The 22,047-nt window shown below is 68.3% G+C and carries 17 protein-coding genes; 14 read left to right on the top strand and 3 right to left on the bottom strand.

Going from position 1 to position 22,047, the window contains the following annotated elements:
* Nucleotides 1–18: 18 nt before the first annotated feature.
* Nucleotides 19–2,874, top strand: coding sequence for a DNA polymerase III subunit gamma and tau (locus tag E3O54_RS17325; RefSeq protein ID WP_134401283.1), 2,856 nt, complete (start codon nucleotides 19–21; stop codon nucleotides 2,872–2,874).
* A gap of 3 nt (nucleotides 2,875–2,877) precedes the next feature.
* The gene (gene recR, locus E3O54_RS07345; protein ID WP_104099829.1) at nucleotides 2,878–3,477 is read left to right on the top strand and encodes a recombination mediator RecR; all 600 of its coding nucleotides are present in this window, start codon (nucleotides 2,878–2,880) and stop codon (nucleotides 3,475–3,477) included.
* A 224-nt stretch (nucleotides 3,478–3,701) separates the two neighbouring features.
* Here the strand turns inward: recR and E3O54_RS07340 are convergent, their stop codons facing one another.
* Both E3O54_RS07340 and E3O54_RS07335 read right to left on the bottom strand, forming a co-directional pair.
* Nucleotides 3,702–4,679 (bottom strand): DUF5692 family protein, encoded by a 978-nt coding sequence (locus E3O54_RS07340; protein WP_134401282.1) that lies wholly within the window; start codon nucleotides 4,677–4,679, stop codon nucleotides 3,702–3,704.
* A 50-nt stretch (nucleotides 4,680–4,729) separates the two neighbouring features.
* Entirely contained in the window at nucleotides 4,730–5,386 is a 657-nt protein-coding gene (locus E3O54_RS07335) for a TetR/AcrR family transcriptional regulator (protein ID WP_134401281.1), read from the bottom strand.
* Between the two features lie 202 nt (nucleotides 5,387–5,588).
* On the opposite strand from E3O54_RS07335, the gene E3O54_RS07330 reads away from it, so the two are divergent.
* Nucleotides 5,589–6,926, top strand: a complete 1,338-nt coding sequence (locus tag E3O54_RS07330) for an aspartate kinase (protein WP_104099827.1) — start codon at nucleotides 5,589–5,591, stop codon at nucleotides 6,924–6,926.
* Between the two features lie 131 nt (nucleotides 6,927–7,057).
* On the opposite strand, the gene E3O54_RS16290 is transcribed toward E3O54_RS07330, so the two are convergent.
* Nucleotides 7,058–7,231, bottom strand: coding sequence for a hypothetical protein (locus E3O54_RS16290; RefSeq protein WP_166805218.1), 174 nt, complete (start codon nucleotides 7,229–7,231; stop codon nucleotides 7,058–7,060).
* 17 nt (nucleotides 7,232–7,248) lie between these two features.
* Between E3O54_RS16290 and E3O54_RS07325 the strand changes: the two genes are divergently transcribed.
* The 11 genes from E3O54_RS07325 to E3O54_RS07275 all read left to right on the top strand — a co-directional run bounded on the left by E3O54_RS07325 (nucleotide 7,249) and on the right by E3O54_RS07275 (nucleotide 21,997).
* Entirely contained in the window at nucleotides 7,249–8,340 is a 1,092-nt protein-coding gene (locus E3O54_RS07325; RefSeq protein ID WP_134401280.1) for an aspartate-semialdehyde dehydrogenase, read from the top strand.
* Nucleotides 8,341–8,392: 52 nt separating this feature from the next.
* Nucleotides 8,393–10,906: an EAL domain-containing protein gene (locus E3O54_RS07320; protein WP_134401279.1), complete on the top strand. Its 2,514-nt coding sequence runs from the start codon at nucleotides 8,393–8,395 to the stop codon at nucleotides 10,904–10,906.
* On the top strand, nucleotides 10,903–11,355 hold the full coding sequence (locus E3O54_RS07315) for a DUF1801 domain-containing protein (protein ID WP_134401278.1): 453 nt from the start codon (nucleotides 10,903–10,905) through the stop codon (nucleotides 11,353–11,355). Before E3O54_RS07320 ends, E3O54_RS07315 begins: the two co-directional genes overlap by 4 nt.
* Before the next feature lie 164 nt (nucleotides 11,356–11,519).
* A complete protein-coding gene (locus E3O54_RS07310) occupies nucleotides 11,520–12,989 on the top strand; it encodes a malate:quinone oxidoreductase (RefSeq protein ID WP_134401277.1) in 1,470 nt (489 codons plus the stop codon).
* A 14-nt stretch (nucleotides 12,990–13,003) separates the two neighbouring features.
* Nucleotides 13,004–13,489: a transposase gene (locus E3O54_RS16285; protein WP_370247507.1), complete on the top strand. Its 486-nt coding sequence runs from the start codon at nucleotides 13,004–13,006 to the stop codon at nucleotides 13,487–13,489.
* Nucleotides 13,490–13,497: 8 nt separating this feature from the next.
* Nucleotides 13,498–14,340, top strand: a complete 843-nt coding sequence (locus E3O54_RS07300; RefSeq protein ID WP_166805217.1) for an IS3 family transposase — start codon at nucleotides 13,498–13,500, stop codon at nucleotides 14,338–14,340.
* A 1,005-nt stretch (nucleotides 14,341–15,345) separates the two neighbouring features.
* Entirely contained in the window at nucleotides 15,346–16,692 is a 1,347-nt protein-coding gene (locus E3O54_RS07295) for a sensor histidine kinase (protein WP_134401274.1), read from the top strand.
* On the top strand, nucleotides 16,689–18,035 hold the full coding sequence (locus tag E3O54_RS07290) for a hypothetical protein (protein WP_134401273.1): 1,347 nt from the start codon (nucleotides 16,689–16,691) through the stop codon (nucleotides 18,033–18,035). The genes E3O54_RS07295 and E3O54_RS07290 overlap by 4 nt, the downstream gene beginning before the upstream one ends.
* A gap of 92 nt (nucleotides 18,036–18,127) precedes the next feature.
* On the top strand, nucleotides 18,128–18,757 hold the full coding sequence (locus E3O54_RS07285; protein WP_104099816.1) for a thymidine kinase: 630 nt from the start codon (nucleotides 18,128–18,130) through the stop codon (nucleotides 18,755–18,757).
* 247 nt (nucleotides 18,758–19,004) lie between these two features.
* Nucleotides 19,005–19,658 carry a response regulator transcription factor gene (locus tag E3O54_RS07280; protein WP_104099815.1) on the top strand — a complete coding sequence of 218 codons (654 nt, stop codon included), beginning with the start codon at nucleotides 19,005–19,007 and terminating at the stop codon, nucleotides 19,656–19,658.
* Nucleotides 19,655–21,997, top strand: a complete 2,343-nt coding sequence (locus E3O54_RS07275; protein ID WP_134401272.1) for a sensor histidine kinase — start codon at nucleotides 19,655–19,657, stop codon at nucleotides 21,995–21,997. Before E3O54_RS07280 ends, E3O54_RS07275 begins: the two co-directional genes overlap by 4 nt.
* The last annotated feature ends 50 nt before the right edge of the window (nucleotides 21,998–22,047 follow it).

The raw sequence follows: 22,047 nt of genomic DNA, 5'->3' as shown, positions 1-22,047 counted from the left end.
CCGGCTACGATTGACCTCGTGGTTACCGCCCTGTATCGCCGCTACCGGCCCGAGACTTTTGCCGAAATGATCGGTCAGTCTCAGGTGACCGATCCGCTGATGACGGCCCTGCGCACGAACCGGGTGAATCACGCCTATCTGTTCAGCGGGCCCCGAGGTTGCGGCAAGACGACATCCGCCCGTATTCTCGCGCGCTGCCTGAACTGCGCCGAGGGTCCCACCGACACGCCATGCGGGGTCTGCCCGAGCTGTGTGGAGCTGTCCCGCGACGGCGGCGGATCCCTCGACGTGGTCGAGATCGACGCGGCCAGCCACAACGGGGTCGACGATGCCCGGGACATCCGTGAGCGCGCGATCTTCGCTCCCGCCCGCGACCGATACAAGATCTTCATCCTGGACGAGGCGCACATGGTCACGCCGCAGGGCTTCAACGCGCTGCTGAAGATCGTCGAAGAGCCGCCCGAGCACGTCAAGTTCATCTTTGCGACAACGGAGCCCGAAAAGGTGATCGGCACCATCCGTTCGCGCACGCATCACTACCCGTTCCGGCTCGTGCCGCCCGGGCCGATGCTCGAATACGTGCAGCAGATGTGCGACACCGAGCAAATGACCGTCGCGCCGGGCGTGCTGCCGCTCGTGGTGCGGGCCGGCGGCGGGTCGCCGCGCGACACCCTGTCGCTGCTCGATCAGCTGATGGCCGGATCCGACGGGCACTCCGTCGAATACGACCGCGCCGTGGCGCTGCTCGGCTACACGAACGCGTCGCTGCTCGACGAGTCCATCGACGCGATCGCCGACCGCGACCCGTCCGCCGCGTTCGACGCCGTCGACCGGGTCGTGCAGACCGGCCAGGACCCGCGCCGCTTCGTCGAAGACCTGCTCGAACGCCTGCGCGACCTCATCATCGTGGGCGCCACGAGTGCCGCCGCCGCTGCCGCCGTGCTGCGCGGCGTGCCGCAGGAGGAACTCGACCGCATGGCCGTGCAAGCCGCGAAGTTCGGCCCCGCCGAGCTCTCCCGCACCGCCGACGTGATCAACGCCGCCCTCACCGAGATGACCGGCGCGACCAGCCCCCGCCTGCACCTCGAACTCATGATTGCCCGCGTGCTCATCCCTGCGAGCGACGATTCCACCCGCGGCGCACTCGCCCGCGTCGAACGCCTCGAACGCCGCATCGGGGTCGGGTCCGGTTCTGGTTCCGGGTCTGGGTCTGGTTCTGATCCCGGCGACAGCCCGGCGACGGATGCCCCAGCCACCGGTCCGGTCGGCTCGCCCCCGCGCGGGGCTGCGGTCTCGGCGACGCATGCCTTCGGCGGTCCCGCGGCCGCCGGCGGTGCGTCTGCTGCTGCTTCTGCCGCCGCGCCTAATGCCGCCGCGCCTAATGCCGCTGCGCCCGCGACCCAAGTCGCGGCCCCGCCCCGCCCTGTCGGACCCGTCACCCTGCAGCAGGTAAAGGACTCTTGGCCGCAGATCCTCGAGGCAGTCAAGGCCGCCAAGATCAGCGCCTGGCTCGTGCTCTACACGGCCCGCGCCATGGAACTGCGTGGCGGCGACCTGTTGGTGCTCTCCTTCCCGAGCCAGAACGACGTCGCCGGACTCAAGCAGTCGGCGGCCCCCGGGCAGGGCGTCGGCGACTATCTCAAGCGCGCCGTCAACGAGGTGCTCGGCTTCACGCCCCAGCTCACCGCCCGGGTCGACTCCCCGAGAACGGATGTCCCAGCCACCCCCAACGCATCCGCCCCCGCTCCGGCACCGGTCGCCCCGGTCTCCCCGGGGTCAGGTTTCGGCGTGCAGGACTCCACCGCGCCGAGCCCTGTCGCGCGGGCCACAACCGTCAGCGGCTCGGCCGCAGCCGGGTCCGGAAGCGGCGACACCGGCTCCAGGACGACACCCAAATCCGCTGCTGCAACAACCGACGAGGCGTCGCCCGCCGACGCCGACCCCGATCCGGCTGCTGCCGCCGACCCCGATCCGGCTGCTGCCGTGAACGCTGCAGCCGGTTCCGCCCCGGCCGGCGTTGGCAAGGTTGACGCCCCAGAAGCGCCTGCGGCATCGGCTGCCGGCCCCACGGTGACCAGCCCCACGGTGACCAGCCCCACGGCGGCCAGCCCCACGGCGGCCAGCCCGACAGCGGCCAGCCCGACAGTGCCCGAGTCGCCGGTGACCAGCCGCGCAACTGCCAGCCCGGCGGTCGCCGCGACCGCGACCGGCTGGGCGACCGCTGCCATTCCGAGTCCCTCGGATGCCGGCACCGGCTGGGCCACGGTGGCCATCCCGGGGTCAGCCCCGGCTGCTGAATCCGCTGCTCCTGCGTCTGCGGCCTCCGCTGCGACCCCCGATGCCCCCGCGCACGCATCCGCCCCGCGTTCCACGCCGAGCGCGCCGGCGCCCACGACGCTTCCCGCGTCCGGGCGAGACCCTGAGCCGCGGCCGCCCTACGACGACGAGCCCCCGCCCTACGACGAGGAATTCCCGCCGGACCTGCACCCGAATGGCGGCCAGCCCGGCCGCTACCAGGCGCCCGCCGGGCGTGCGGGATTGTCCACAGCGGGAGCCCAGCACCAATCGGGAGCCCAGTCTCAGCCGGGAGCCCAGGCTCAGTCTCAGTCCCAGTCCCAGTCTCAGCCGGGAGTCCAGTCCCAGTCTCAGAACGGCGCCCAGAACGGCGTCCCAAACGGCGCCCAGCCCGGAACCCCGGCGCGCACCCAGGTGCAGGCTCCGAACCGGGCGGGCGGCGAAGCATCCGTTGCCCGTCGTGGGCCCGCCTTTGCGGAGAAGCAGCGCTACGGCGAGTCGGTGGTGCGCGAAATCCTCGGCGCCACCTTCCTCGAAGAACAGCCGCACGATCCGGCATCCCGAACCAGAGGCGATTAAACCATGTACGAAGGCATCGTTCAGGAACTGATCGACGAGCTCGGCACGCTGCCCGGAATCGGGCCCAAGTCCGCGCAGAGGATCGCGTTCCACATCTTGCAGACCGAGCAGTTCGACGTGACCCGGCTCGCCAACGTGCTGCTCGAGGTGCGCGACAAGGTGAAGTTCTGCGACATCTGCGGCAACGTGTCCGAGCAGAAGACCTGCATGATCTGCCGCGACCCGCGCCGCAATCCCGCGATGATCTGCGTGGTGGAAGAGGCCAAGGACGTCGTCGCGATCGAGCGCACCCGCGAATTCAAGGGGCTCTACCACGTGCTCGGCGGGGCGATCAGCCCCATCGACGGCGTCGGACCGGACGACCTGCGCATCCGTCAGCTGATGCAGCGCCTTGCCGACAACACGGTGCAGGAGGTCATCATCGCCACCGACCCGAACCTCGAGGGGGAGGCGACCGCGACCTACCTGTCGCGCCTGCTGACCACCCTCGAGATCAAGGTCTCCCGGCTCGCGTCAGGGCTGCCGGTCGGCGGCGACCTCGAGTACGCCGACGAGGTGACTCTCGGGCGGGCCTTCGAGGGCCGCCGTACCGTCACGAACTAGCCCCCCGCGCCGCCTGCCCACTGCCGCAAGTGTTGCCGGAGCGGACAACTGTGCCCGGTGTGCCGGCAACAGTTGTCAGCTCGGGCAACAGTTGCCGTCAGGAGTGGCCAGGGGACAGCATCCGCCACCGACCTCGCCGGACTGGACCGCCCGCCCGCCCGGACGACAGATGGGCCGGGGTGACGGATGCCGCGTGTCGCGAAATTCTCCGCAGTTACGGCGTTCTATTTCGCGCTGGCGGTCGCCCGCGGGTGCGCGGCTGGAGCAGCCGCCGCCGGCACCAGCGGCTTGTTCGCTTCGAGCACCGTGCGGTACGCGGGCAGGTGCGTGAACAGCTCGTCGATGAGCGGGTTGCGGCGTCTCTTCACGATCGTGTAGGTCTGGAAGACCACAACGGCGAAGTTGGCCGCGAGGGCCACGGCGCTCACCCAGAACAGGGCGACCGGGTCGTGCGACGACTTCACTGCGAACTGCGAGCTCGACACGAAGGTCGTGAAGGCCATGGTGAACATCATCCAGAACGCCAGGGTCTGCGCGCGGTGCTGCAGCCAGGCGCCGCGCTTGATGAAGAAGGCGGGGATCGTGCACAACACGAGCAGGGCCGCGCCGGCGTAGAACGAGTGGTCGCCGACCGCGGTGTAGACGTAGGCGAAGTTCCAGAGGTCGTAGGCCATGATCCAGAACCACAGCATGTCCGGCCAGATCATGTCCTTCTTGGGGCCGCGGCTGATGATGATCCCGGCCCAGCCGCAGATCGTGAGCAGGTTCAGCAGCCCGGCGATACCGTTCATGATGTTCCACGGCCCGCCCACCATGAACACTCCGTCGACCATCCCGTTCAGCCCGTAGACCTGGAAGTCGCGAATCACGGCCTCGAAGATGTTGAGAGCCAGAATGAACGCGGGGAACATCAGCGCGTACCGGTTCTTGGCCAGACGCGGAATGAAACGGATGGCCATGAAGCCCAGGCATCCGGCAAGTGCCGAGTAGACCTTGACCCAGTGAAACCAGGTGCCCGTGCTGGACCCGGCGCCGGCGGTGGTGGGCCATACGAAGATCGTCAGCGCCACCGGCAGTGCAATAAACAGCGCCAGCGACGCCCATTTGCTCGACCGTGCGACCTCGTTGGCGATCATCAGCCCCGCGACGACCGCGACCCACATCAGGGTCGACGACCACGGGATGGCATCGAATAGGAACATATGCGAATACTTCTTTGTACTGGGTGAAAAAGTGATGCTAGAGAAAAGTCTTAGGCCGGCGCGTTGTTGTCGAGGTGGAGCGTCTGGCGCACAATCGCCACGAGCACATCGTCCGAGACGGTGGGCGTGGAACGTACGAGCCCGATCAGCCCGAACACCAGCACAGAGAACACCTCGGAGACGTTGTCGATCCGGATCTCGTGCCGCCGCGCGTAGGCCTCGACGGTCGTGACCTGCAGCCGGTCGACGACGGCCCTGACGGCCCGGTCGACGAACTCGTTGTAGAGCCCGTCGTGCTCGGTGCGGCCGAGCTCCTCGCGGAAGAGGTCGGTGCGATGCAGGTGGTGACGGAACAGTGCGACGCACTCGACCAGCGCGCGGTCGATGTCGCCGGGGATGCGGGCGGCGTCCCAGAGGTTGAGGTCGGTCACGAACTCCGCGATGTGGTCCTCGCTGATGAGGTCGATGATCGCGTCCTTGTGCGGAAAGTAGTGGTAGATCAGGCCGCGGGTGACGCCGACCCGGGCGGCGATGTCGGTGATCTTCACGCGGGCCATGCCGCGCTCGGCGACCAGTTCCCGGGCGGCGCGCAGAATGTCGTCCCGGCGCTCGTCCGGCTGCTTGCTCTGGCGCACCGGCACCGGCACCGGCACCGGCACCGGCACCGGCACCGGCACCGGCGCTTTCGACGTGAACTCGTCGGGCATCGGAGCTTCCTCGGCAACTGGGTCAAAGCGCGTGGCGGGGCGGGATCCACCCTCTGCCCCGATCCTGCGACCGCGATTGACATAGTGTCAATGACAGGGCGTCAATGGGTGCCGCACACCGTCACATGACCGCTGCCGAATACAACAGCATTTATGATGGGAGCTTGCCTGTGCCCGCGTACCCGAACCCTTGGAGTGCCACGTGAGCTTGATCGTGCAGAAGTTCGGCGGATCATCCGTCGCCGACGCCGAAAGCATCAAACGCGTGGCCAAACGCATCGTCGACACCCGCAAAGCGGGCAACGAGGTCGTCGTCGCCGTCTCCGCGATGGGAGACTCCACCGACGAGCTGCTCGACCTTGCGCACCAGGTCACCCCGATCCCCGCGCCGCGCGAGCTCGACATGCTCCTCACCGCGGGCGAGCGCATCTCGATGGCGCTGCTCGCCATGGCGATCAAGAGCATGGGCTACGACGCCCGCTCCTTCACCGGCAGTCAGGCCGGCATGATCACGGATGGCCAACACGGCGCCGCCCGCATCGTCGACGTGACTCCCGGGCGCATCCGCGATGCCCTCGACGACGGTGCCGTGGCGATTGTCGCCGGCTTCCAGGGCTTCAATCGCGACACCAAAGACATCACCACGCTCGGTCGCGGCGGTTCTGACACGACCGCCGTCGCGCTGGCCGCCGCGCTCAGCGCCGATATCTGCGAGATCTACACGGATGTCGACGGCGTCTTCACCGCCGACCCGCGCGTCGTTCCCCGGGCCCACAAACTCGACCGCATCTCCAGCGAGGAAATGCTCGAGCTCGCCGCCGCTGGTGCGAAGGTCCTCTATATTCGGGCGGTGGAATATGCGCGTCGGCACGGTGTGACGCTGCATGTGCGGTCCTCGTTCAACAACAACGTGGGAACCATTGTCTACAACCCCGACACCACGAGCCCGCATGTCGCAATCCCGAATTCGTCGGCCACCGAGCGCACACATCCCAATAACGCATCCGCGAATGGAGAGACAGTGGAAGAGCCAATCATCGCCGGGGTCGCCGCCGACCTGAGCGAAGCCAAGGTCACGGTCGTCGGCGTTCCCGACATTCCGGGCAAAGCCGCGCAGATCTTCAAAATCGTCGCGAAGACCAACGCGAACGTCGACATGATCGTGCAGAACGTCTCGGCTGCGTCCACGGGACTGACCGACATTTCCTTCACCCTGCCCAAATCGGAGGGCCAGCAGGTGCTGACCGCGCTGAGCAACGAGCAGACCAACGTCGGGTTCGCCGGTCTGCAGTATGACGACCAGATCGGCAAGCTCGCGCTCGTCGGCGCCGGCATGCGCACCAACACGGGCGTGTCCGCGAAGCTGTTCGAGGCGCTGTTCGAGGCCGGGATCAACATTGAAATGATCTCGACCAGCGAGATCCGCATCTCCGTGGTCACCCGCGCCGACACCATCAACCAGGCGCTGCGGGTCGTGCACACCGCATTCGGCCTGGACTCCACCAACGACGCCGTCGTGCACGGCGGCACCGGCCGCTAGCCGGCATCCGTCGGCCCAACCGGGCTCGGCCGGACGCCAGCCGGGCTCGGTCCCACCCCGCCTCACCCCGACTCACCACACCCCGCCTCACCCCACCCCGACCCCGTTCAACCGGTTTCCCTGGGGCTAACTCAGGAGAACCAGAGGCCACAGGCGCGATCCGGCTGGAATTCGGGCCAAGTCGCGAGAATCTCCTGAGTTAGCCACAGATGCAGATGCAGATGCAGATGCAAGTGCAAGTGCACGAGCGAGAGCGAGAGCGAGAGCGAGACCACCAGCACCATCAGCACCAGCAGCCACGGCATCCAGCGGAGGAAACACAGTGAACAGCACCGCAGCAACCAGCACCGCAGCAACCAGCACCACAGGAATCCAGATCGGCGTCGTCGGGGCCACCGGCCAGGTCGGAGCCGTCGTGCGCAGCCTGCTCGAGGAACGGGACTTCCCGGTCGGAGGCATCCGTTTCTTCGCGTCGTCCCGGTCCGCCGGCTCCGTGCTGCACTTCAAGGGCGAGAAGATCGTCGTCGAAGACGCCGCCACCGCCGACCCCAGCGGACTCGACGTGGCCATCTTCTCCGCCGGCGCGACACTCTCGAAAATTCAGGCTCCCCGGTTCGCCGCGGCCGGCGTCACCGTGATCGACAACTCCTCCGGGTGGCGGATGGACCCCGACGTGCCGCTGGTCGTCAGCGAGGTCAACCCCGAGGCCATCAAACTCGCCACCAAGGGCATCATCGCGAACCCGAACTGCACCACCATGGCGGCCATGCCCGTGCTCAAGGTGCTGCACGACGAGGCCGGCCTCGAACGCCTCATCGTCAGCACCTACCAGGCGGTCTCCGGCAGCGGCCTGGCCGGCGCCCGCGAGCTCGCCAGCCAGGTGCGGGCCGCCGCCCTGAGCGACAACCTGCTCCAGCTGGTCCACGACGGGTCCGCTGTGCCCATGCCGGCACCCATCGTCTACGCCCGCCCGATCGCGTTCGACGTGATCCCGCTGGCCGGTTCCATCGTCGACGACGGCGAATTCGAGACCGACGAGGAGAAGAAACTCCGCAACGAGAGCCGCAAGATCCTCGAGCTGCCCGATCTGCTCGTTTCCGGCACCTGCGTGCGCGTGCCCGTCTTCACCGGCCACGCCCTCTCGATCAACGCCGAGTTCGCCAACCCGTTGACCGTCGCCCGCGCCCTCGAACTGCTCGCCACCGCCCCCGGCGTGGTCGTGACGGATGTCCCCACACCCCTCGAAGCGGCCGGCCAGGACCCGAGCTTCGTCGGCCGCGTGCGTCAGGACCGCGGCGTGCCGAACGGGCGTGGATTGGCCCTGTTCATCACCAGCGACAACCTTCGTAAAGGTGCGGCACTCAACGCCGTGCAGATCGCGGAACTCATCGCCGCGGACCTGCTCGTTCGCTGACCTCAGCGTGGTGGTGTATAACCGGGCGCTCACTCCGCTAGTGTCAGACTTCGTGGGCGGGAATCGGAACTCAAGGGGCGTCAAACGCCTGGCTTTCCTTGCGTTCGCCGGCATCGGCCTCGCGCTCATCGCCACGTCGTTCGTGCTGCTCCTTGATGAACCCTCAGACAGCTGGCTGATCGCCGGGGTCGGTGTGGTCTGCGCGGCCGCCCTCGAGCTCACTTGGGTGCGCGTGGGCGCCGTGGCGCACCGCAGCCCGATGATCAGCCTCCCCGTTCTGGCGCTGCCGGCGCTGGCCCCCACCCTCTCCCTGCCGGTCTCGGCCGGGCTGGTCGCGCTCGGCGTTCTGCTGGCCATCCTGATCGAGTCCGGGCGGGCATCGGTCGCGCTCTACAGCGCCGGCCTGCAGGGTGCCGGCGCCCTCGCCGCCATCGGCCTGTTCACCTGGTTCGGCGCGGGCGGACTGCCGATTCTGGTGGGCGTGGCCGCGGCATCCGTGGGCTATGTCTTCTTCATCATCGCGACAGAGGTGCTGCGCCAGCGCTTCGTCGCCAGCCCGCTTGGTCGGCGCAGCGGCGGGCGACCCCTGTCGCCGTTGCGGGTTCTGCTGGTGCTGGTCGGAACCGTCGTGGTCACGGTGACGGCCGCGCACTGGAGTGTCGTCGGGCTGCCGTTTCTGGTGGAGGTCACCAACACGCTCGATGCCGTCATCGTGCTGTTCGCCCTGATGATCGTCGCCTCCGTGGTCAAGGTCTCCACGGTGATGGCGGTCATGCGCCACCGGCTGGCCGGCATGGTCGCCGCCACGAGCGCGCTTGCCGCCGACCCAGCCACCGGGCCCTCCGGGCGGGTCACCCCAACGAGCCCAGCCACCACAGGCATCGGCGCCACGAGCGGTACCGCCATCACGAGCGCCGCCGACAACACCTACCCCGCCACGAGTGCCGCCGACGCCACCCCAGAGCCCGAGCCCGGCTCCCCGGCGGCCGTCACCGACCTGCTGCGCCGGGTGGTGGCGGATGCAATCGGTGCCGAATCCGTCATCGTGCGCAGCGAGCCCGCGCAGCCCGGCGAGATCAGCATGCTGCTGCCGCTGGCCGGCGCCATCGGGCCGGACCAGTACATCGTGGCCCGGCGCGACGCCATGGACGGCGCCTTCACCGGCAACGACCGCCGCGCCCTCCAGGCCCTGGCCACGACCGCCGAGATGGTCGTGCGGGCCCGCCGCAACATCGCCGGCCTCACCCTGCGCGCCAACACCGATCCGCTCACGAGCCTGCCCAACTACGGCGCGTTCCAAGAGGCCCTGGCGAACATCAACGACCACCGGGACTACTCAGAGGCCCTGGCCGTGCTATTCATCGACCTCGACGAGTTTAAACGCCTGAACGACCGGTTCGGCCACCAGACCGGCGACGAGGTGCTGCGCGAGCTCGGGCGTCGGCTGAGCGCCGTGGTGCGCCCGAATGACGTGGTCGCCCGGGTCGGCGGCGACGAGTTCGTGATCATCCTCACCCACCTGGCGTCGCTGGCCGAGGCGAAGTCCATCGCCGAGCGCATCCTGGTGGTCTCCGGGGAGCCGATGCTCATCGGCCAGACGACCCACAGCCCGATCATCAGCGTGGGCCTGGCCTACTCGGCGCACCGCGAAACCGACGTCAACCAGCTGGTCCAGGATGCCGACCGGTCGATGCTCGCGATCAAGAAGTCCCGGCGGCGCGGCGGCCCGTCGAAGGAGAGCAGCCTCAACATCTCGAGCCACCGCTCCTCGCAGATGAACGACATCATCGCCCACGCCATCGACGAGGACCTGCTCGAGCTGGCCTTCCAGCCCATCGTCAGCCTCGTCACCGGGCAGATCTGGGCGTTCGAAGCCCTCGTGCGCTACACCGACCCGGACCTCGGCCCGCTATCGCCGCCGTCGATCGTCGAGAAGGCGAAGGGCCTCGGCCGGCTCGACGCGATGACCCGCCAGGTGGCCGTGAAGGCCATGGCCGCCGCGGCGGACTTCCGGCTGATCGAGCCGCGCGTGGTGTGCATGACCATCAACGTCGAGGCCGGGCAGATCCTGCCCGAGCGTGTGGGCAACTACATCGAGGAGCTCGCGGACCGCTACCCCGGCATCTCGCTCTGCCTCGAGCTCAACGAGCGGTCGATGACCAAGGTCACCCCGGCCATCCGTGCCCAGGCCGACCGCCTGCGCGACCTCGGCATGATGATCGCGCTCGACGACTACGGTTCCCAGGATTCGTCGGTCGACGCTCTGGTACGGATGCCCATGGACATCCTCAAAATCGACCGCAGCCTGGTCGACGACCTCGACGACATCCGCCAGCGGGAGGTGCTCACCGCCCTGCAGGGTTTCGGTGACAACCTCGAGTACTCGATGATCGTCGAGGGTGTGGAGAACGATGCGATGGCGAACCACCTGAGTGCGCTGGGCATCCGTAGCGCGCAGGGGTTCCACTACGGCGTGCCGGAGAGCTTTGAGAAGACCCTGTCGCGGCTGGAGTTGTACGGCGCCCGTGCGGTCGTGCCGAGGCTCGGCATTACGCTTGTTTCATGAGCACAGAACCGGTTCCGTTCGAGGTGGAGACGATCGTTTTCGACCTCGAACCCGAGCGTCGGGCGGTGATCTACCCGGTGCTCGACGTCGTGCGCGATGCCATGCCCGCGGGGTATCGGCTCGGCGTCTACGGCGGCATGCTCGGCTGGGCGGTTCCGCTGGAACTGTTGGCGAACACCGACGACAAACAGCCGCTCGTCTACGTGAGCCTGGCCGCGCAGAAGCACTACAACTCGCTCTACCTGATGGGCCTCTGCAGCTTTCCCGAGAAGGATGCCGCGTTCCGCTCCCAATGGGACGCCACCGGACGCACGCTGAACATGGGCAACAGCTGCGTGCGGTTTAAGACGCTGGCCGACCTCGATCTCGAACTGATCGTGCGCGAGGTCGCGAGCGTGTCCGTCGACGACTTCATCGCCAACTACGAGCTCCTGAAAAGTCGCGGCTGAGCCGTTTTTGGTGGCAACTGAGTCGCTTATCGGTCGTGACTGGACCGGTTTTGAGCCGCGATTGGGTCGCTTTTGAGCTCGTTGCCGAGCTAACCGTGACCTGACGCGTCTGCGTCCCGGCGGGAGGCATCCGTTGCCACCGATATGGTGGAAGAGTGAATCCAATGGCGAAGATTGATGTCGTTCTTATTGGTGGCGGCATCATGAGCGCCACCCTCGGTACCTTGATCAAGCAGTTGCAGCCCGACTGGAGCATCGAGGTTTACGAGCGATTGGGGGAAGTCGCTCAGGAAAGCTCCAACCCGTGGAACAACGCGGGCACCGGCCATGCGGCTCTGTGCGAGCTGAACTACATGCCCGAATCGAAGGACGGCTCGGTGACCGCGGCCAAGGCCGTGGCGATCAACGAGCAGTTCCAGATCAGCCGCCAGCTGTGGGCACACCTGGTCGAGACGGGCGTGCTGCCCGAGCCCACCAACTTCATCAACTCCACCCCGCACATGACTTTCGTGCACGGCGAGAGCAGCGTCGAATACCTGCGCAAGCGGTTCGCGGTTCTCCAGGGCGAGCCCCTCTTTGCGGGCATGGAGTACAGCGAGGATCCGGCCGTGATCGGCACCTGGACCCCGCTCCTCACCCAGAAGCGCCCGAAGAACCAGAAGATCGCGGCGACGCGCATCGTGTCCGGCACCGACGTGGACTTCGGCGCCCTCACCCGCTACCTTTTCGCCAACCTCACCGCCGAGGGCGTGGGCGTGCACACGAACCAGCAGGTCACCGGTGTGAAACAGCTCACGGATGGCTCATGGAAGCTCAACCTACGCCGCCTGGTCGGCAACCACCCGAGCGTCGTCAACGCCCGGTTCGTCTTCGTCGGTGCAGGCGGCGGCGCCCTGGCGCTGCTGCAGCAGAGCGGCATCCCCGAGATCAAGGGTTTCGGCGGGTTCCCGATCAGCGGGCAGTTCCTACGCACCACGAACCAGAAGCTCGTCGCCCAGCACCACGCCAAGGTCTACGGCAAGGCGGCGAAGGGTGCTCCGCCCATGTCGGTGCCGCACCTCGATACCCGCGTCGTCGATGGAGAGACCTCGCTTCTGTTCGGACCATACGCCGGCTTCACCCCCAAGTTCCTCAAGTCGAGCAGCTGGCTCGACCTGCCGTTCTCGATCCGGGTGCACAACATCGGGCCGATGCTGGCTGTGGCGGCGCACAACTTCGGCCTGATGAAGTACCTGATCGGCGAGGTGTTCGCCTCAAAGAAGACGAAGCTCAAGGCGCTGCAGGAGTTCATCCCGACCGCGAAGCTCGCCGACTGGGAACTCATCACCGCCGGACAGCGCGTGCAGGTCATGAAGAAGGATCCGGAGCAGGGCGGCGTGCTGCAGTTCGGCACCGAGGTCATCACCTCGGCCGACGGCACCATCGCCGGGCTGCTCGGCGCCTCCCCGGGAGCCTCGACCGCGGCCCCGATCATGGTTGACCTGATCAAGCGCTGCTTCCCCGAGGAGTACCCGGCCTGGGAACTCAAGCTGCGCGAGATGATCCCGAGCCTCGGCACGAAGCTCTCCGACGACCCGGCCGTTGCCGCCGCGTCGCTCGCCGCGACCGCGGCCGTGCTGAACCTGACCGCGTAGGAGGTTGCCCGGGGGTGGGGTTGCCCGGGCCCCACGGGCTGGGGGGTGCCTGTTCTCTGCCCGTGCCCGCGCGCTGGGGGTGCCGCGGGGGCTGGGGGTGCCTGTGGGCTGGGGTGCTGTTCTCTGCCCGTAACTATGGAGTTTTTCGCAACACGCCGTCCTGGCGGGCTGGGGTGACCCGGTGTTTCCGGACAGTCCTCCTGAATTCAGGATTGGATAGACAAATTCGGGCTGCCGCGGTGGCCCGCGTCGCGGAGGGCGACAAATCGATCGTGAAAGTCGCCGCAGCGCTCGGGATCAACCACCGGACTCTGTGGACTTGGGTCAACGCCGCGAGGCTGAAGACCATCGATCCTGCTGGTGAGCTCACGCCGCAAGCCCGGAAACGGATCCGGGACCTGGAGAAGGAAAACGCCCTGCTGCGGAGGGATCTCGACTTCGAGAAAAAAGCGAAGGCCTTCTTCCTGGAACTCGATCAAAACGATAACGGTTCGAAATGATCTCCCGGATGAAGGCCGACTTCCCCATCGCCTACCTCTGCCGCCGGCTCGGAGTATCAACGTCAGGGTTCTACGACTGGTCGCACCACGTCACCGCGTCCGCGCAGAGGCGGCATGAAGACCTCACCGCGCAGGTGATGGTCGCGTTCGCCGAGTCCAAGGGCGCGGCCGGATACCGCAAAGTCACCGCGGCTTTGAACCGGGCCCGGGTCCCGGTGAACCGCAAAACCATCGCCGGAATCATGCACGATCTGGGATTAATCTCCCCAGCTGCAGAACGCGCCTTCACGATCCGCTACCAGCGGGCCTCCCGACTGGCCGACCCGGTCGATCTGCTCCTGCGGGACTTCACCTCGCTGAGCGTCGGCACGATCCTCGTCGGTGATATCACCTACATCCACACCCAGGAAGGCTGGCTCTATCTCGCCACCGTCATCGACCTAGCCTCCCGCTCCGTGCTCGGCCACGCGACCGGGGCCCGCATGACCACCCAACTCATCACCCGGGCCATGAACATGGCCCTCGAGACCGGCCACGTCAAACCAGGAGCAGTTTTCCACTCCGACCACGGAGTCCAATACCGGTCGAAACGGTTCACGAAGTACTGCGGCCGACACGGCATCATCCGCTCCATGGGCGCGAAGATGCAGTGTTGGGACAACGCCGCCGCCGAAACGTTCTTCTCCAAACTCAAGAGCGAAAGCCTCAACTGGCAAACCTTCACGACAAGGCGCAAGGCCCGCACCGAAGTCATCAACTACGTTCACCACTTCAACAACGTTCGCCTGCACCAAACTCTCGGCTACTCAACACCCACCGAACGCCTCATCAAACTCACACTCGCCGCCTAAAATTAAACCGAGGACCCCGTCCGAAAAGACCGGGTCACCCCAGCGCCGTGGGCGGCGTGTTGCGAAATTCTCCGAAGTTAGCTCACACTGCTGCCCCGAACGGATGCCGCGCCGCCGCATCCGTCACGCCCTGACGCTGGCTCGCCCAAGAGCCTCGACACCCGGCCCGTGGTGGGGCTAACTCAGGAGATCTCGCCCGAGTCGCGGCCGAGTGTCGGCTACTTTGGCACTGCTTCGCGCCCGTGATCGGGCCGCCGGCTGGGATCTCCTGAGTTAGCCACATCCGATGCCGGTGACCGCGGTCGCTGCGCCCTGCTCCTGCTCCAGGAGGGCTGATATCGGTGCGGGGAGGTCCCTGCACCGGTGCCGCGGTATTTTTTTGCCGTCGCTGCGGGCCCGTACCCGAGCCATGCTCTGCATAACTCCTGCAGATTCTCAGAAGCGGGTCAAAGCGGGTCAAAACGGGCCGGAATCAGCCTATTTTGGCCAAATTGCAGGAGATGTGCGTGCCCGGGGGTGGGAAGAGGCGGGGACTGGTGGCCAACTCAGGAGATCCCGGCGGGGTCGTGGCCGAGTCGCGGCGATTTCGGCACTGATCCGTGCCCGCGCCGTGGCCAGCGGCTGGGATCTCCTGAGTTAGCCACAACCGGGCGCGGGGGGGGGGGGGGGGGGGGGGGGGGGNGGGGGGGGGATGGCAGGGAAGGCATGGAGGGGCGCGGGGGATGGCAGGGTGGCTAGGGCCAGAGCCGCCAGAGCCGCCAGAGCCGCCAGAGCCGCCGGAGCCGCAGCGCCACCCGACCGTACGCGACGGATGCCCCGCCGCCCCGCGCGACCCCAGCCGAACGAATTCGACGGAGATCTTGCACGATGATTGCGCAAAGGGCCCCGTGGCCACGTTATTGTGCACAATCTCCGTCGAATTCGATCTGGGCGAAGCGGATTACCCGGGGCAGCGCGGAAGCGCCCTCGCGGAATGAGAGAATCAACCGAACAGAGAGGGTTGCCATGACGCTTGGACTCCCGGACCACCTGGTCACGAGGGCCCTCAGCCATGCCCTCGCGCGGGCTGCACACTGGTTTGCGCTGACCTGCCTGGCTGCCTCCCTCGCCGCCATCATCCTCCTCAGTTTGTCCACAACCACAGCCACAACCACAGCCACAACCGCAGCCACAACCGCCACAACCGCAGCCACAACCGCCGCAACGCTCGCCACCACACCCACCGAAACCCTCGCCACCATCGTCGCCCTCCTCCTCATGGCCGCCGTGCTGATCGCCCTCTCCCTGCGCCGCACCGTCGCCCTGACGATCGCCTACCTCGTGACCGGCACCGTCGCCACCTACCTCTACACGATTACCGTGCTCGGCATCCCCGCCCTGTTCCCGAGCTCGAACGTCTTCCTCGTCACCCTGCCGAAACTGGCCCTGGTCATGATCGGCGGCGCCGGAGTCTCCGCCCGCGCCGGCGTGCTCTGGAGCACCACCGCCTTCGTCCTGGCCGAAGCCGTCACGGTCTACGCCGCCACGCAAACCGAGGTGCCCTACGGCGCGGACGTCTTCACCATCTCGACCTATCTCTTCCTCGTCAGCGTGCTGCTGCTCACGGTCTTCGTGCGCCGCGAGTGGTCCGTTCAGATCGCCCTGCACCGGGCCATGCAGACCGACCAGACCCGCCTGCTACGCCACGAGCTCGACCTGCGCACCCTCGCCCTGGGTCAGGACACCACCCTCCAGCAGCTTGTCGCCCTCGCCCGCGCGCATCCCGGGCCGCTCAGCGCCAACCTGGCCGGCAGCATCCGTGACACCCTGCAGACCCTGCGCGGCACCGACTGGCTCACCGACGCCGATGCGCTGAGCGTCGAACCGCACGGGGGCACGGATGCCTGGCTCACCAGCGCGGTCTACGCCGCCATCGAACGCAGTCGCGATCGTGGCCTCGTGGTCGAAGTCACGGGAGACCGCGCCGCCCTCGGCCGCCTGAGCCCGGCCAGCGACCGCGAGCTGAGCCTGGCGGTGCAGCAGTGCCTCGTGAACGTGATCCTCCACTCCGGCATCGTCGCTGCCGAGGTCGTGATCGAGTCCGAGCCGAGCAGCATTTCACTGATGGTGATGGATGCTGGGCGCGGCTTCACGGAATCGGAGACCGGCGCCGACCGTCTCGGCCTGCGCCAGGCGGTGCGCCGCCGGATCGAACGCCTGGGTGGCTCGGTGAGCATCCTCACCCGGCCGGGCGCCGGCACCTCGGTGATGCTGAGCGTGCCCGTGGCGATCGAGGAACCCGGCGGGCACGCCGAGCCGACAAAACAGCCCGAACAAACAGAAACCCCAGACCCCGAGCGGGTGGCCCAGTGACACCCACGAACGCAACCTCGCGATCAGGCAGCGCCGCGGCCACGGCCGCAGCCGCAGCCGCAGCCGCACAGCAGAACCACACCCCCGTCCCCACGCCTCACACCAAACCGCACGCCTTCACCCAGCAGCGCCTCGACCCGCTCGGCGCCCTCGCGGTCTGGACGATCGTGCCCGGCATCGCCCTGGTCGTGTTCGGCTACGCGGTGGTGACCACGGTGCTGCAGGCCGACGAGATCCGGCATCCGTTCCTGGCCGTGCTCGCGCTCGTCGCCACCGCAGCGGCGTCCGCCGCGCTCGTGTCGGCCGTACGACCATCGCGGTCCCCGGTGCGCCAGACGTCGCTGCTGCTGATCATCAGCCTCGGCCTGGCCGCCCACCTGCTCGACCAGGCCGCCCGCTGGGGCAGCAACTCCTTGGTGCAAGACGACTTCGGCCCGATCACCATCGGCTTCCTGCTCGTGGCCCTCGCCCCCTTCCGCCCCTGGCGTGAACTGGTGCTGACCGCGGTGCTCGCCTCCGTCATCGTGGCCGCGGTCACACTGCCGCAGGAACCGTTCCGCTCGCTGCGGGTGCCGTCGGGCGTCTTCGTGGTCGTCGCGGTCACCCAGGTGCTCGCACTCGGCCTCGCCGCCGCTGCGTATTCCCGCCGCATCGTGCGTCAACTGCTGGCCTGGCAAACGGATGCCCGCCGCGCCATCGCCCGTCGCACCGAAGAATCTCGCGGCAGCGTGGTGCGCCAGGTGGTCGAGCAGCAGCTCGCCACCCTGCAGCCCGGTGTCTTCCCCCTCTTCGACGGCGTGCTCGAACGCGGCGTGGTGACCAAGGCCGACATCAATCGCGCGAACGAGCTCGCCGCCGGGGTTCGCCGGGCGATCGTGGCGCACATCGACGAGACCTGGCTCGACGCCGTCATCGCCCGCGAACGCACGGCGCTCCTCGAGCGCGGCAAGGATCCGCTGCTCGTCGTGGCCGACCCCGAGCACCGGGCGGCGCACTTCGGCACGCAGCAGCGCGCGGCCACCTCGGCCCTGATCAGCATGCTCTGCCTGGCCCCCGGCTTCGACCCGCGCAGCCTCGTGGTGCAGGCCGACACCGAGCCCGACTCCGAGCCCGACACCCAGGTCGATCCGCCGAGCGACCGCCAGCAGCGGCACTCCGGCATCGACACGTTCTCGATCCGGGTGGCGCTCGACCTCCCGCCGCGCCGGGTGCGCGCCCTGCTGCGCTCCTACACGGCGGTGCTGCGGGTGGTGTTCCCGTGGGTGCGGGTGAGCATCCGTCGCCCCGGCCTGACGCTGGAATTCGGCGACAAGCGCCCGCGCCCGGTTCCACCAGTACGCTGAGTTAGGCGCACGCAGCGCCACGACATGCAGCGCGGCATGACGCAGCGCAGCAGAGCGGCACGAGCGCGACCAGCCGAGGGGGCGACCACGCAATGGCGAAACTGTATTTCCGCTACGGAGCCATGAACAGCGGCAAGAGCACCTCGATGCTCCAGGCCGCTTACAACTACGAGGAACGCGGCCACCAGGTGCTGTTGGCCAAGCCGTCGGTCGACACCAAGGGCGACCGGGGCATCCTCTCCCGGCTCGGCGTCACCCGGGCCGTGGACTACTTGCTCACTCCCGAGACGGATGCCTACGCCCTGTTCCACGAGCACCGCGCCCGGGTGCTCGCCGAGACCGGCCTCGACGTGAGCGCCCTGCTGGTGGACGAGGCGCAGTTCCTCACCGAGCAGCAGGTGGACGACCTGCTGCGCATCGCTATCCTCGAGAACATTCCGGTGCTGGCCTACGGCATCCGCACCGATTTTCAGACGGTGGCCTTTCCGGGCAGTCGGCGCCTGCTCGAGGTGGCGCACAGCCTCGAAGAGCTGAAGACCATCTGCCGGTGTGGGCGCAAGGCCGTGTTCAACGGGCGCCAGATCGACGGGGTCTTCGTCTTCGACGGCGACCAGGTGGCCATCGACGGCGCCGAGGTAACCTACGAGTCGCTCTGCGGATCGTGCTACCTCGAGGAAAGCAATGGTGTGCTGAACAACCGCAGCCGGCCCGCATCCACATGAGCACCCACGCCCGCAGGACGGACCGCACCTGCGTGACAACTGGAAGGAAGGGGCGCTCGAACGACTTCGGGATCGCGAGCGCCCCACCAACCCCCCGGTTGGTTTTCCCCATGCCTAAACGTAGGGGCCGCTTTCCGGACTGACCAGCCGTTACTTCTTGTGGCACCGGAACAGGGGTCACTCCGCACGTCGTTGAACCCTGCCCGAGACCCCGGCAGGCACCGCCCCGAGAATCCAAGGATCGCTGATGTCCCGCTTTCGCGTAGCCCTGATCGATGACCACGAGATCGTCGCCCGCGGATTCGCCGGCCTCTTCGCCACGATCCCCGAGATCGAGGTGGTGGCCACGGTCGCGACCGTGACCGAGCTGCTCGAGTCCGCCGTGCAGCAGACGCCCGTCGACCTGGTCATCCTGGATCTGCGGCTCTCCGACGGGTCCACCGCCACCGGCAACGTCGACCGGCTGCGCGGGGCGGGCGCGGCGGTGCTTGCGTTCACCGGTGGCGACGACGCCGCTCTGATGCGGGCCGCGGCGCGCAGCGGCGTGCTGGGTGTGGTGCGCAAGTCCGAGCCGACCGCGGTGCTGCTCGACGCCGTCACCCGGGCGGCGGCGGGGGAGACCGTGGTCTCCACCGAGTGGGCCGCGGCCCTCGACGGCGATCCCGACCTCTCCGACGCGGGCCTGAGCGTGCGCGAGTGCGAGGTGCTCTCGCTCTACGCTGCGGGCGCGAAGGCACCGCTGGTGGCCTCGCGGATGGGACTCTCCGAGGCCACGGTGATCGACTACATCCGTCGGGTGCGCTCGAAATATGAGCGGGTCGGCCGCCCGGCGAACACCAAGATCGACCTCTACAAGCGGGCACTGGAAGACGGCCTCCTGCCCATCCCCGGCCAGCCGTGACCGGGCGCGCAGCGACCCCCCGGCAGACCCCCCAGCAGGACCGACTGCACAGGCGGCCCCGGCGGCCACCCCGACCGCCGCCCCGGCCGCAGTCCTCGACCGAGCGCCTCGCCCGCCTGCTCTACGGCGCGCTCGGGCCCACCACCCTCGTCTTCGGGCTGCTCTGCCTGGGCACCGTGCTCGAGCAGGCCTGGAAGCCGCAGCGGTCCTGGTCGGTGGCGGCGTGGCTGCTGATCTTCGGGCTGCCGATGCTGCTCGCCGTGCTCTCACGCCGGGTGCCGTTGCGCGTGCTGCGGGTGATCGCGCTCGCCGAGGGGGCCCTCTTCGTGCTGCTGCTGATGTTCTGGCTGACCGAACGGGCGGAGCCGCTGCCGGCGGGCGCGGACATCCCCTGGGCGATCACCCTCACCGGCGTGCCCGTGATGGCCGTGGCGGTGACCACCCGCGACCGCACGGCCTGGGCCTACCTGGTGCTGGTCTGCACGATGAGCGGGCTGCTGCGTGCGGCCACCTCGACTGACCCCTCCCCGGTGCTGGTCGGTGTGGAAGACGGCCTCTACTCGTTCCTGCTGTTGAGCATGCTCGTGGGACTGACCACCATGGCGCGCCGCAGCGCCGATAAGGTCGACCAGGCGGCCACGATTGCCCTCGTGCAGCTCGTCGATCACGCCGACCGCCTCGCGCGCAAACACGAGCGGCTCACCATCGACGCCCTGGTGCACGACAGCGTCATCTCAACCCTGCTGATGGCCGGACGCGGCGGCACCCCGGTGCCGGTGCTGAGCCGGCACGCGGCCGACACCCTGGTGCGGCTCGACGCCCAGCGCGCCCCGCTACCCGACCCGAGCATGCCCGGCCTCCAGGTGACTCGGCGCCTCCAGCAGCTGGTGGCCGAGCTGGCACCGGATGCCCAGATCACCTCCAACCTGCCCGGCACCCTCACGGTGCCCGCCCTCGCCGTGACCGCCCTGCTCGGCGCCGTCGGCGAGGCCCTCCGCAACTCGGTCGCCGCCGACGTGCGGGAGCCCGTGCGGAGTCCGGTGGCCCGCACCCTTACCGTGCGCAGCTACCAGGGCGGCATCCGGGTGGCCGTGCACGACAACGGCGTCGGCTTCGACCCCGCGCGGGTGCCGGCCGAGCGCCTGGGCATTGCGCAGAGCATCATCGGCCGCATGGAGCGCCTCTCCGGCGGTGCCGCCGCCGTGCGCTCCCGCCCCGGCGTCGGCACCGAGGTGGTGGTCTCCTGGACGCCCACACCTGCAGCCCCCGCGCAGCCGGTCCCGGCCCTCTCGAGCGCACCCCCGACCCCGCCGCGACCCGCAACGCAGCTGAAGGGCGTGACCCGCCTGCCGAAGGCCCTGTCCACTACCATCCTCATGGGATTCATCGCCGTGCACGCCCTTCTCGCCTTCGCCGACGGTGAACCCCTGTGGGGCCTGCCATACGAGATCCTCGGGTTCGTGGCGGTGTCTGCGGCGGCCGCCTGGCTCACCCTCGTCGTGCCTGACCCGGTGTCGCCTCGCAACGCCGTCATGGTGCTCGCGCTGTGCGGGCTGTCCGCCGTGGCCACGGCATTCCCGGTGCCGCCGGTCGGGTCGACCCCGTTCGCCCACTGGTACCTCGGCGCCATCACCATGATGTTGGTCGTGCTGGCGGTGCGCGGCCGGCCCGGATTCGCCTGGTACGGCTACGGCATGATCATGGTCATCTCGATCGTTTGGGCGCTGCTCAACGGACTGTCGCTGCTCGACGGGATGACCCTGGTCATCCGTCACGCCGGCACCCTGCTCGCCGGAACCTTGTTCGCCGTGGGTCTGAAGCGCTCCACCCAGACCCTGGCCGGGCTGAACCGGGAGCGGGCCCGCAGCGGTGCGGCGGCGGCCACGGCGGCGGCGGCCAGCGAGGAGCGGGAGACCCAGCTGACCCGGGTGAACACGCTGGCCCGCCCCACCCTGCAGCGCCTCGCGAATTTGCTGAAAAGCGACGCCCTGCAGATTGAACCGACCCTGCGAGCGGAAAGCCTGCTCGTGGAGGCCACCCTGCGCGACGCCATCCGGGGGCGCTCGCTCTTCGTCGAGCCGGTGATCACCGCGGCCCGCGCCGCCCGCATCCGAGGCGTTGACGTGACCCTGCTCGACGACAGCGCCGACCGGCCGCCCCGGCAGCTGGCCGCCGCGGCCGCCATCGTGGCTGCCCAGCTCGACGCCCTCACCCGCGGCCACCTGATCGCCCGTCTGCTGCCCGCGGACCGCCCCACGATCGCCTCGATCGTGGTCGACGCCGGCGAGCCACGGATGCTCACGGTCACCCCCGACGGACTCCTCCAGCCGTCTTTGTAGCACTTCATCTAAAACGCGAGAGAACTTCACACCCCCCATGGGGGGTGGCC

It is taken from the genome of Cryobacterium sp. TMT2-4 (assembly GCF_004402575.1).
Taxonomy (GTDB): domain Bacteria; phylum Actinomycetota; class Actinomycetes; order Actinomycetales; family Microbacteriaceae; genus Cryobacterium; species Cryobacterium sandaracinum.
This window is presented reverse-complemented; position numbering and strand designations above follow the sequence as displayed.

Bases quoted from the DNA above. Each gene is read 5' to 3' on its own strand.
- E3O54_RS07300 (WP_166805217.1), top strand. From the start codon at position 13,498: ATGAAGGCCGACTTCCCCATCGCCTACCTCTGCCGCCGGCTCGGAGTA.
- E3O54_RS07335 (WP_134401281.1), bottom strand. From the start codon at position 5,386: ATGCCCGACGAGTTCACGTCGAAAGCGCCGGTGCCGGTGCCGGTGCCG.
- E3O54_RS07310 (WP_134401277.1), top strand. From the start codon at position 11,520: ATGGCGAAGATTGATGTCGTTCTTATTGGTGGCGGCATCATGAGCGCC.
- recR (WP_104099829.1), top strand. From the start codon at position 2,878: ATGTACGAAGGCATCGTTCAGGAACTGATCGACGAGCTCGGCACGCTG.
- E3O54_RS07315 (WP_134401278.1), top strand. From the start codon at position 10,903: ATGAGCACAGAACCGGTTCCGTTCGAGGTGGAGACGATCGTTTTCGAC.
- E3O54_RS07340 (WP_134401282.1), bottom strand. From the start codon at position 4,679: ATGTTCCTATTCGATGCCATCCCGTGGTCGTCGACCCTGATGTGGGTC.
- E3O54_RS07295 (WP_134401274.1), top strand. From the start codon at position 15,346: ATGACGCTTGGACTCCCGGACCACCTGGTCACGAGGGCCCTCAGCCAT.
- E3O54_RS07285 (WP_104099816.1), top strand. From the start codon at position 18,128: ATGGCGAAACTGTATTTCCGCTACGGAGCCATGAACAGCGGCAAGAGC.
- E3O54_RS07280 (WP_104099815.1), top strand. From the start codon at position 19,005: ATGTCCCGCTTTCGCGTAGCCCTGATCGATGACCACGAGATCGTCGCC.
- E3O54_RS16290 (WP_166805218.1), bottom strand. From the start codon at position 7,231: ATGCCGTGGCTGCTGGTGCTGATGGTGCTGGTGGTCTCGCTCTCGCTC.